Source organism: Kitasatospora phosalacinea (genome assembly GCF_000716545.1).
GTDB classification, from domain to species: domain Bacteria; phylum Actinomycetota; class Actinomycetes; order Streptomycetales; family Streptomycetaceae; genus Kitasatospora; species Kitasatospora phosalacinea.
Map to the genome: position 1 here is coordinate 73623 of NZ_JNWZ01000059.1, position 10637 is coordinate 84259.

At 75.9% G+C, this 10637-nt stretch carries 7 protein-coding genes and 1 riboswitch; of the genes, 6 read left to right on the forward strand and 1 reads right to left on the reverse strand.

Features of this window, described 5'->3' with window-relative positions; all coding sequences use genetic code 11:
* Nucleotides 1-152 precede the first annotated feature (152 nt).
* From OO48_RS25865 to OO48_RS25890, 6 genes are all read left to right on the forward strand, one after another.
* On the forward strand, nt 153-2387 hold the full coding sequence (locus tag OO48_RS25865) for a rhamnogalacturonan lyase family protein (protein WP_051732786.1): 2235 nt from the start codon (nt 153-155) through the stop codon (nt 2385-2387).
* A gap of 135 nt (nt 2388-2522) precedes the next feature.
* Nucleotides 2523-2652, forward strand: a riboswitch (cobalamin riboswitch).
* A gap of 31 nt (nt 2653-2683) precedes the next feature.
* Nucleotides 2684-3625 (forward strand): cobalamin biosynthesis protein, encoded by a 942-nt coding sequence (locus OO48_RS25870; RefSeq protein WP_033220397.1) that lies wholly within the window; start codon nt 2684-2686, stop codon nt 3623-3625.
* 121 nt (nt 3626-3746) lie between these two features.
* The gene (locus tag OO48_RS25875; protein WP_033220399.1) at nt 3747-5297 is read left to right on the forward strand and encodes a cobyric acid synthase; all 1551 of its coding nucleotides are present in this window, start codon (nt 3747-3749) and stop codon (nt 5295-5297) included.
* A 35-nt stretch (nt 5298-5332) separates the two neighbouring features.
* Nucleotides 5333-7378 carry a putative cobaltochelatase gene (locus OO48_RS25880; RefSeq protein ID WP_051732793.1) on the forward strand — a complete coding sequence of 682 codons (2046 nt, stop codon included), beginning with the start codon at nt 5333-5335 and terminating at the stop codon, nt 7376-7378.
* Nucleotides 7379-7383: 5 nt separating this feature from the next.
* A complete protein-coding gene (gene cobO, locus OO48_RS25885; RefSeq protein WP_033220404.1) occupies nt 7384-7980 on the forward strand; it encodes a cob(I)yrinic acid a,c-diamide adenosyltransferase in 597 nt (198 codons plus the stop codon).
* 13 nt (nt 7981-7993) lie between these two features.
* Nucleotides 7994-9361, forward strand: coding sequence for a cobyrinic acid a,c-diamide synthase CobB (locus OO48_RS25890; protein ID WP_425338582.1), 1368 nt, complete (start codon nt 7994-7996; stop codon nt 9359-9361).
* A gap of 46 nt (nt 9362-9407) precedes the next feature.
* Here OO48_RS25890 and OO48_RS40805 read toward each other — a convergent pair.
* Nucleotides 9408-10637 (reverse strand): DUF4190 domain-containing protein (locus OO48_RS40805; protein ID WP_157845537.1); only part of this gene is annotated, 1230 nt, incomplete at its 5' end.

Below are 10637 nucleotides of genomic sequence, written 5' to 3' on the forward strand. Positions count from 1 at the left end.
CGGCCCGGCCGCCCTCCCCCACCTGGGAGTTCACCGGAGCGGCGGCGAAAGTTTCGCAACCTGCGGGCCGGAGGGTTGACGGTGTCCCGCCAGCCTGGGTGGATGTCATGGGAGCGCTCCCAGTTATCCGTCCCCTCCATGAAGGAGCAACGATGGCAGGACATCGCAGGCGGTGGGCCGCGCGCCCGGTCGCGGGGCTGGCGGCGGGCGCGCTGGTCGCGGCCGGTGCGGGCTGGGCGGTCCAGCAGGCGGGCGCGGCTGCGGCCGGGTGCCGGGTCGACTACGCGGTCGCCGGCGCGTGGCAGGGCGGCTTCGGGGCGAACGTGCGGATCACCAACCTGGGCGACGCCGTGACGAGTTGGACGCTCCAGTGGTCGTTCGCCAACGGCGAGCAGGTCACCCAGGCGTGGAACGCGGACGTGACCCTGGGCAGCACCCGGGTCACCGCGAAGAGCCTGGACTACAACGGCGCGGTGGCGACCGGCGGCAGCGTGAGCTTCGGCTTCAACGGTTCGGTGCCGGGCTCGGGCGCGGCCGCCGTGCCGAGCTCGTTCACGTTCAACGGCACGGTCTGCACCGGGAGTTCGACCACCTCTCCGGCGCCGGCCAGTCCGTCCCCGACCGCCCCGCCCGCCGGGCAGGGCCGGCAGGTGGAGAAGCTGGACCGCGGGCTGGTCTCGGTGCGCAGCGGCACGGGCAACCTGGTGTCCTGGCGCTGGCTGGCCACCGACCCGGACGGCGTGGCGTTCAACGTCTACCGCGACGGCACCAGGGTGAACCCGGCGCCGCTGGCCACCGCGACGGACTACCTGGACTCCGGCGCCCCGGCCGGCGCCTCGTACACGGTGCGCGCGGTGGTGGGCGGGGTCGAGCAGGCCGCCTCGCCGGCCTCGATCGGCTTCGCGGACGGCTACCGGGACGTGCCGGTCTCCCCGCCGCCCGGCGGTTCGAACCCGGGCGGCTCCTACACCTACGAGGCGAACGACGCGAGCGTGGGCGACCTGGACGGCGACGGGCAGTACGAGTTCGTGCTGAAGTGGAACCCGACCGACGCCAAGGACAACTCGCAGTCCGGCTACACCGGCGACACCTACCTCGACGCGTACGAGCTGGACGGCACCCGGCTGTGGCGGATCGACCTGGGGCACAACATCCGCTCCGGCGCGCACTACACGCAGTTCCAGGTGTACGACTACGACGGCGACGGGCGGGCCGAGGTCGCGGTGAAGACCGCGGACGGCACGGTCGACGGCGCCGGGCGGGTCATCGGCAGCGCCACCGCCGACCACCGCAACTCCAGCGGGTACGTGCTGTCCGGGCCGGAGTACCTGACGGTCTTCGACGGGCGCAGCGGCGCCGCGCTGCAGAGCGTGGACTACGACCCGCCGCGCGGCACCGTCTCGGCGTGGGGCGACTCGTACGGCAACCGGGTCGACCGGTTCCTGGCCGGGACGGCGTACCTGGACGGCTCGCGCCCGTCGCTCGTGACGGCCCGCGGCTACTACACCCGGACCGTCGTCACCGCCTGGGACTGGCGCGGCGGCAGGCTCACCGAGCGGTGGAAGTTCGACTCGGACGCCGCCGGGAACGGCGCGTACGCGGGCCAGGGCGACCACCAGCTGTCCGTCGCGGACGTGGACGGCGACGGGCGGGACGAGATCGTGTACGGGGCGATGGCCCTGGACGACGACGGGCGCGGGCTGTGGAACACCGGGCAGGGGCACGGCGACGCGATGCACGTCGGCGACCTCGACCCGAGCCGTCCGGGCCTGGAGGAGTTCAAGGTCGACGAGAGCACGGACAAGTACTCGGCCTGGTTCGCCGACGCGCGCACCGGCCGGATCCTGTGGCACCAGCCGGACTGCGCCTGCGACAACGGGCGCGGCGTCTCGGACGACGTGTACGCGGGCAGCCCGGGCGCCGAGTCCTGGTCGTCCGGGGTGAGCGGCCTCTACGGCGCCAAGGGGCAGGACGTCGGCCGCAAGCCGGGTTCGGCCAACTTCACGGTCTGGTGGGACGGCGACCCGGTGCGCGAACTGCTCGACGGCACCCACGTCGACAAGTACGGCACCGCGGCCGACACCCGGCTGCTGACCGCCTCCGGCGTGCACTCCAACAACAGCACCAAGGCCACCCCGTCGCTGAGCGCCGACCTGTTCGGCGACTGGCGCGAGGAGGTGGTCTGGCCCACCACCGACAACCGGGCGCTGCGGATCTACTCCACGCCGGCGCCCACCTCGCTGCGGATCACCACGCTGATGCACGACGTCCAGTACCGGGAGGCCGTCGCCTGGCAGAACACCGCCTACAACCAGCCGCCGCACCCGAGCTTCTTCCTCGGCGACGGCATGCCGACCCCGCCGCGGCCCGCCGTGCGCACCCCCTGACCCGCCGCCCACCCGTCCTGACCTGCGCTCCCGGGCCCCGCCGACCGGTTCGGCGGGGCCCTTCCGGTGTCCGCGGCCGGATGTGACCAACCCCTCCGCCGCCTCGGTTGACTGCCCCGAAGCGGGCGTGGTGGGATCTTCGGGCCAAACGGAGGCAAGCAGAGGAAGCCGGTGCGAGTCCGGCGCGGTCCCGCCACTGTGACCGGACACCCCGCGCGGGGGTGACCGGGAGTCAGGAGACTCTGGCCCCCGTTCCGTCGATCCAGGGCGCGGACCCTGAGTGAGGACACGACACCATGGGGGCTGCCCCGTACCTGGTGGGCGCGGCCGCGGGGTACCTCGCGGACGCCCGGCTCGGAGACCCCCGGCGCGGACACCCCGTCGCCCTGTTCGGCACCGCCGCGGCCCGGCTGGAGCGCCGGCTGTGGCGCGACCACCGCGGGGCCGGGGCGCTGCACACGGCGCTCGCGGTCGGCGCGGTGGCGGGCGGGGCGGCGCTGGCCGCCCGAGCGGTGCGGCGCTCGCCGGTGGCGGCGGGTGCGCTGGCCGCCGCCGCCGCCTTCACGGTGCTGGGCGGCACCTCGCTGACCCGGGAGGCCCGGACGGTCGGGCGCTCGCTGGCGGACGGCGACCTGGCGGGCGCGCGGGAGCGGCTGCCGCACCTGTGCGGGCGCGACCCGTCCGGCCTGGACGAGCGGCAGGTGGCCCGGGCGGTGGTCGAGTCGGTCGCCGAGAACACCGCCGACGCGGTGGTCAACGCCCTGGTCTGGGGCGGCGTCGCGGGCGTGCCGGGGCTGCTGGCGTTCCGGGCCGTCAACACGCTGGACGCGATGGTCGGGCACCGGTCGGCGCGCTACCGCCGCTTCGGCTGGGCCGCGGCCCGGCTGGACGACGTCGCGGGCTGGCCGGGGGCGCGGCTGACCGCGCTGCTGACGGTCGCCGCGTCCGGCGCCCCGGCGCGGGCCTGGCGGGTCTGGCGGCGGGACGGCTCGGCGCACCCGAGCCCGAACGCGGGCCAGGCGGAGGCCGCGTTCGCGGGCGCGCTGGGCGTGCGGCTGGGCGGGACGCTGCGCTACGGCGAGCGGGTCGAGCACCGGCCGGTGCTGGGCGCGGAGCTGCCGCCGGTCGCCGTCGCCGACATCGAACGGGCCTGCCGCCTCTCCCGCCGGGTGGGCGCGCTCGCCCTGGCCGCGACGCTGGGCGTGCGGGCCGTACTGGGCGGACGGCGGCGCGGGTGAACCCGCCGCGGCGCGGCCTCGTGGTTCGACTGACTTCGACGGCGCGGGACTCCGGCGGACCGCCGGTCTCCTCCCGCCGTTCCGCGCGCCCCGGTCGGGGCGCCTCGAAAGGAGTTCTCCGGTGAACGGCGCACTGTTGGTGGCCGGGACGACCTCGGACGCCGGGAAGAGCGTGGTGACGGCGGGCATCTGCCGCTGGCTGGCCCGGCAGGGGGTGCGGGTGGCGCCGTTCAAGGCGCAGAACATGTCGCTGAACTCGTTCGTGACGGCCGACGGCGCGGAGATCGGGCGGGCGCAGGCGATGCAGGCGCAGGCGGCGGGGGTGGCGCCGGAGGCGGCGATGAACCCGGTGCTGCTGAAGCCGGGCGCGGACGGGCGCAGCCAGGTGGTGCTGCTGGGGCGGCCGGTCGCGGAGGTCGGGGCGCTGGACTACCGGGAGCGCAAACCCGTCCTGCTGGAGCGGGCGTTGGAGTGCCTGGCGGACCTGCGCTCGCGCTTCGACGTGGTGGTGTGCGAGGGCGCGGGCTCCCCGGCGGAGATCAACCTGCGGGACGGGGACATCGCCAACATGGGTCTGGCGACGGCGGCCCGGCTCCCGGTCGTGGTGGTCGGGGACATCGACCGGGGCGGGGTGTTCGCGTCGATGTTCGGGACGCTGGCGCTGCTGTCGCCGCAGGACCAGTCGCTGGTGGCGGGGTGGCTCGTCAACAAGTTCCGCGGTGACGCCCGGCTGCTGGAGCCCGGGCTGGAGATGCTGCGGGGGCTGACGGGCCGTCCGGTGCTGGGGACGCTGCCGATGCTGCCCGGGCTGTGGCTGGACGCGGAGGACTCGCTCGGCCTGGCGTCGGTGGCGTCCCGGCCGGCGGCGGGCGGTCCGGTGGGCGCGGAGGTGCTGCGGGTCGCGGTGGTGCGGCTGCCCCGGCTGTCGAACTTCACGGACGTGGACGCGCTGGCGCAGGAGCCGGGCGTGCTGGTGCGCTGGGTGACCCGGCCGGAGGAGCTGGCGGACGCGGACCTGGTGGTGCTGCCGGGCACCAGGGCGACCGTCGCGGACCTGGCCTGGCTGCGCGGGCGGGGCCTGGCGGAGCCCTTGGCGGCGCGGGCCGCGGCGGGGCTGCCGGTGCTGGGGGTGTGCGGCGGCTACCAGATGCTGGGCCGGGAGATCGTGGACGCGGTGGAGTCGAAGTCGTCCGGCGCGGTGGACGGCCTGGGGCTGCTGCCGGTCCGGGTGGTGTTCGGCGCGCGGAAGGTGCTGGCCCGGCCGTCGGGGGTGGCGCTGGGCGAGCCGGTGGAGGGCTACGAGATCCACCACGGGGTGGTGGCGGCGGAGGGCGGCGACCCGTTCGTCACGGACGCCGCCGGGCGGCCGCTGGACGGCTGCCGGGCGGGCGCGGTGTGGGGCACCACCTGGCACGGCCTGCTGGAGAACGACGCGTTCCGGCGGGCCTTCCTGGCCGAGGTGTCCCGCGCCGCCGGCCGCGCGTTCGTCCCGGCGCCGGACACCTCGTTCGCCGCCGCCCGCGAACAACAGCTGGACGCGCTGGGCGACCTGGTGGCGGAGCACGCCGACACGGACGCGCTGTGGAAGCTGATCGAGAACGGGGCACCGGCGGGACTGCCGTTCGTGCCGCCCGGGGCCCCGGCCCCACTGGAGAGGGGAAGTGCCGAGTGACCGAGGCCCGTTATCCGTTCACGGCGATCGTGGGCATGGACGACCTGCGGCTGGGGCTGCTGCTGAACGCGGTCTCGCCGGCCGTGGGCGGGGTGCTGGTGCGCGGCGAGAAGGGGACGGCGAAGTCGACGATGGTGCGGGCCCTGGCCGGGCTGCTGCCGTCGATCGCCACGGTGCCGGGGTGCCGGTTCGCCTGCGACCCGGCGGCGCCGGACCCGCAGTGCCCGGACGGGCCGCACGCGGGGGCGGCGGTGGCCGAACGGCCCGCGTTCCTGGTGGAGTTGCCGGTGGGCGTCTCCGAGGACCGGGTGGTCGGCTCGCTGGACCTGGAGCGGGCGCTCGCCGAGGGCGTGAAGGCGTACGAGCCGGGACTGCTGGCGAAGGCGCACCGCGGGGTGCTGTACATCGACGAGGTGAACCTGCTCCAGGACCACCTGGTGGACCTGCTGCTGGACGCGGCCGCGATGGGGCGCTCGTACGTGGAGCGCGAGGGCGTGTCGGTGCGGCACGCGGCGCGGTTCCTGCTGGTGGGGACGATGAACCCGGAGGAGGGCGAGCTGCGGCCGCAGCTGCTGGACCGGTTCGGGCTGACGGTGGAGATCGCGGCGACCCGGGACGCGGACGAGCGCGCCGAGGTGGTGCGCCGACGCCTAGCGTACGACGCCGATCCGGCGGGTTTCGCGGCGCGTTGGAGCGAGCGGGAACGCGAGCTGGCCGAACGGATCACCGTCGCGCGGGAGTTGCTTCCGCAGGTCGAGCTGTCAGACCTGGCGCTGCGTCAGATCACGGCGGTGTGCGCGGCGTTCGAGGTGGACGGGCTGCGGGCGGACATCGTGATGGCGCGCACCGCGGTGGCGCTGGCCGCCTGGGCGGGGCGCACCGGGGTGCTGGAGGAGGACGTCCGCACGGCCGCCCGGCTGGCGCTGCCGCACCGGCGGCGGCGCAACCCGTTCGACGCGCCCGGGCTGGACGAGGAGCAGTTGGACCGCACGCTGGCCGAGCACCAGGGCCCGCCGGACGGTGGCGGTCCGGACGGCGGCGGCCCGGACGACGGCGGCCCGGACGACGGCGGCCCTGGCGGTGACGGCGGCGGTCCGGACGGCGACGGCGGCCCCGGTGGTGACGGCGGCGGCGGTGGCGCACCCGAGCCCGGCGGGCCCGACCGGCCTTCCGGTGAGGAGACTTCGCAGGACGCGCCCGCCCCGCCCCGGCAACGCCCGGGCGGATCGCGGGAGTCGGCGCCGGTGGCGGCCGACCGGCCGTACCGCACCCGGCTGTTCGAGGTGGACGGCACCGGCCGGGGCGCGCAGGGCCGGCGCTCCCCCGCCGAGACCGACGCCGGGCACACCATCCGGGCCCGCCGCCCGCGGGGCCGGCTGTCCCGGCTGCACCTGAGCGCGACGCTGCGCGCGGCGGCCCCGCACCAGGCGGCGCGGGGGCGGGACGGGCGGGCGCTGGTGCTGCGCCGGGACGACCTGCGCGAGCAGGTGCGCCGGGGCCGGGAGTCGAACCTGGTGCTGTTCGTGGTGGACGCCTCGGGTTCGATGGCGGCCCGGCAGCGGATGACGGCGGTCAAGGGCGCCGTCCTCTCCCTGCTGATGGACGCCTACCAGCGGCGCGACAAGGTCGGGCTGGTGACGTTCCGGGGCGCGGGCGCGGAGCTGGCGCTGCCGCCGACCTCCTCGGTGGAGGTGGGCGCGGCCCGGCTGGAGCAGCTGCCGACCGGCGGACGGACGCCGCTGGCGGCGGGCCTGCTGCGGGCGCACGAGGTGCTGCGGGTGGAGCGGCTGCGCGACCCGGACCGGCGCCCGCTGCTGGTGGTGGTGACCGACGGCCGGGCCACCGGCGGGGCGGACGCGCTGCCCCGGGCCCGCCGGGCGGCGGGGCTGCTGGCCGCGCAGGGCGTGGCCGCGGTGGTGCTGGACTGCGAGTCCGGGCCCGTCCGGCTGGGCCTGGCACGGGAGTTGGCGGCGCACCTGAACGGTGACGCGGTCAGTCTGGACGAACTTCGGGCCGAGGGTGTGGCCTCGCTGGTGCGCGAAGCGCGCGCCATGACGACGACGACGCGAAAGGCGGCGTGAGCGGTATGCCCAAGGGAGTGGCGGAGAACGTCCCGGACGACGGCCTGACGACGCGTCAGCGCCGGACGCTGCCGATCACGGCGGTGCACACCGGGCCGGGCAAGGGCAAGTCGACGGCGGCGTTCGGGATGGCGCTGCGGGCCTGGAACCAGGGTTGGCCGGTCGGGGTGTTCCAGTTCGTGAAGTCGGCGAAGTGGAAGGTCGGCGAGGAGAACGCGCTGCGGGTGCTCGGCGAGTCCGGGCAGGGCGGCACGGTGGCCTGGCACAAGATGGGGTCGGGCTGGTCGTGGGTGCAGCGCGACATCGAGTCCTCCGAGGAGGCGGCCCGGGAGGGCTGGGCGCAGGTCAAGCGGGACTTGGCGGCCGAGACGTACCGGTTCTACGTGCTGGACGAGTTCACCTACCCGCTGCACTGGGGGTGGATCGACGTGGCGGAGGTGGTCGAGGTGCTGCGGGAGCGGCCGGGCAGCCAGCACGTGGTGGTGACGGGCCGGTACGCGCCCGAGCCGCTGCTCGAACTGGCCGACCTCGTCACCGAGATGACGAAGGTGAAGCATCCGATGGACGCGGGCCGCAAGGGCCAGCGCGGGATCGAGTGGTAGCGGGTTGAGCGACGTGATTCCCCGGCTGGTGGTGGCCGCTCCCTCCTCCGGCGCGGGCAAGACCACGGTGGCCACCGGCTTGATCGCGGCGCTGGCCGCGCGCGGGCTGAAGGTCTCCCCGCACAAGGTCGGCCCCGACTACATCGACCCCGGCTACCACGCGCTGGCCGCCGGGCGCCCGGGCCGCAACCTGGACGCCTGGATGAGCGGCCCGGAGCGGATCGCCCCGCTGTTCGCGCACGGCGCGGCCGGGGCGGACGTGGCCGTGGTCGAGGGCGTGATGGGCCTGTACGACGGGGCCGCCGGGCGGGGCGAACTCGCCTCCACCGCGCAGGTGGCGAAGCTGCTGCGGGCGCCGGTGGTGCTGGTGGTGGACGCCTCCTCGCAGTCCAGGTCGGTGGCGGCGCTGGTGCACGGCTTCGCGTCCTGGGACCCGCAGGTCCGGCTGGCCGGGGTGATCCTGAACAAGGTCGCCTCGGACCGGCACGAGACGCTGCTGCGCGAGGCCCTGGAGGAGGGCTCGGGCGTGCCGGTGCTGGGCGCGGTGCGCCGGGCCGGGGCGGTGGACACGCCGTCCCGGCACCTGGGCCTGGTCCCGGCCGTGGAGCGCTCCGCGGAGGCGCTGCGGGCGGTGCGCGAGATGGGCGAACTGGTGGGCCGCTCGGTCGACCTGGACGCGGTGCTGGCGCTGGCCCGGACCGCCCCGCCGCTGCCCGACGGCCCTTGGGACGCGGCGGCGGAGGTCGAACCGGTGGCCGGGCCCCGGCCCCGGATCGCGCTGGCGGGCGGCGCGGCGTTCTCCTTCTCGTACGCGGAGAACGCCGAACTGCTGGCCGCCGCCGGCGCCGAGGTGGTGCCCTTCGACCCGCTGCACGACGAGCGGCTGCCGGAGCGGACGGCCGCGCTGGTGATCGGCGGCGGCTTCCCCGAGGTGTACGTCTCCGAGCTGAGCGCCAACGCGGCACTGCGCGGGGCGGTGGCCGAACTGGCTGCGTCCGGCGCGCCGGTGGTCGGCGAGTGCGCCGGACTGCTGTACCTGGGGCGGGAGTTGGACGGTCTGCCGATGTGCGGGGTGCTGGGTTCCACCGCCCGGATGACGCCCCGGCTGACCCTCGGCTACCGGGAGGCGGTGGCGCTCGCCGACTCCCCGCTGGCGGCGGCCGGCTCCCGGGTGCGCGGCCACGAGTTCCACCGCACCGCCACCGACCCGGCGGCCGGCCCGTCCCCCGCCTGGGGCTGGCGCACCCCGGCCGGCCCGCACACCGAGGGCCACCTGCACGGCTCGGTGCACGCCTCGTACCTGCACCTGCACTGGACGGGCGCGCCCGCGCTGCCGTCCCGGCTGGTGCGGCACGCCGCCGAGTGGGACCGGAAGCGGTGATGCCGCCGGGGGCCGGGTGACGGCGTGTCACCCGGCCCGGCTCCGGTCAGACCACCTGGTCCGAGGGGTGCTTGCCGGGCTCCTGGTCCTGGGTGGCCAGGCCGAGCTGGCGACGCAGGTCGAGGACCAGGTCGTCGCCCAGGTGCTGGAAGGCGGTGTGCAACTCCTTCTCGACGGCGGCGCCGTCGGTGGCCTTCGCGGCGGCCCGGAAGTGCTGGGCGGCCGTCCTGGACTCGGTCACCAGCCGGTCGACGGTCTTCTTGTCGGCGTCGGCCCAGCCGGTGACCCCGCCGAGCAGCGCGGCCTGGCGGTCGGCCGCCTCGGCCATCTTGCCGGCCCAGGTGCGGAACGCCTCCGGGTCGTCCTTGACCTCGGTGCCCTCGTCGGGGCTCTTGCTCCAGGCCCGGTCGAACTGGTTGGTGGCGGCCAGCAGGTGCTGCTGGTCCTTCGTCAGGTTGGTGGCGTCCTTGCGCACCGAGCCGGTGGTCGGCGCGTCCCCGCCCAGGAGGCAGACGAAGCGGCGGCCGCTGCTGGTGTGCCAGCTGTTGCGGTCCGGGTAGTAGTAGCGGTACGTCATCGCGTCGGTGAGCGTCCAGGTGTCCATCACGTACTCGTCGACGTGCTCCGTGCACGCCTGGTCCGCCTCGGTCTCCAGCGTGCTCGCGGCCGGGTAGTCGTCGCCCTGCTCGCTGGGCGTGCCGGTCCAGAACACCTCGCCCTCGTGGGGCTCCGAGCAGGGCACCTCCTTGGCCACCTGCTCCTTGGGCAGGTTGAAGCACTCTCCGGTGTTCAGCCGCAACGGCGAGGTCGCGGGCAGCAGGACGAGGGGGCTCGCGCTGGGCTTGACGCGGTCGCCGGAGGAGTCGTGCGTGCGGGTGCCGTGGCGGAGACCGCCGACGACGAGCACCAGGGCCAGGAGCACCAGCCAGGCCGAGCCGATCACGATGGCCGAGACCGCCATGGCCTTGCCGCGCTCGCCGGTCCGCTTGATCTGGACCAGGGCGGCGGCGCCCAGGCCGATCGCGATGATGCCGAAGTAGCACAGGAAGCTCACCACCAGCGCGGCGATGGCCAGCCCGTTGGTGTACAGCGACCGAGACGGCTGCGGGTAGCCCGGGTAGCCGGGCATCCCGTACTGGCCGGGTGCGCCGTACTGGCCGGGCACCCCGTACTGGCCGGGTATCTGGCCCGCGCCCGGGTGCGGCGCGCCGCTGCCCCACGGCTGGTGGGCGCCGGGGGGCGGCACGGCCCACGGGTCGGCGGGGGCGGGGGGGGG

Excerpts from the sequence above, each read along its gene's own strand:
- OO48_RS25865 (WP_051732786.1), top strand. The coding sequence starts at position 153 with ATGGCAGGACATCGCAGGCGGTGGGCCGCGCGCCCGGTCGCGGGGCTG.
- OO48_RS25870 (WP_033220397.1), top strand. The coding sequence starts at position 2,684 with ATGGGGGCTGCCCCGTACCTGGTGGGCGCGGCCGCGGGGTACCTCGCG.
- OO48_RS25880 (WP_051732793.1), top strand. The coding sequence starts at position 5,333 with ATGGACGACCTGCGGCTGGGGCTGCTGCTGAACGCGGTCTCGCCGGCC.
- cobO (WP_033220404.1), top strand. The coding sequence starts at position 7,384 with ATGCCCAAGGGAGTGGCGGAGAACGTCCCGGACGACGGCCTGACGACG.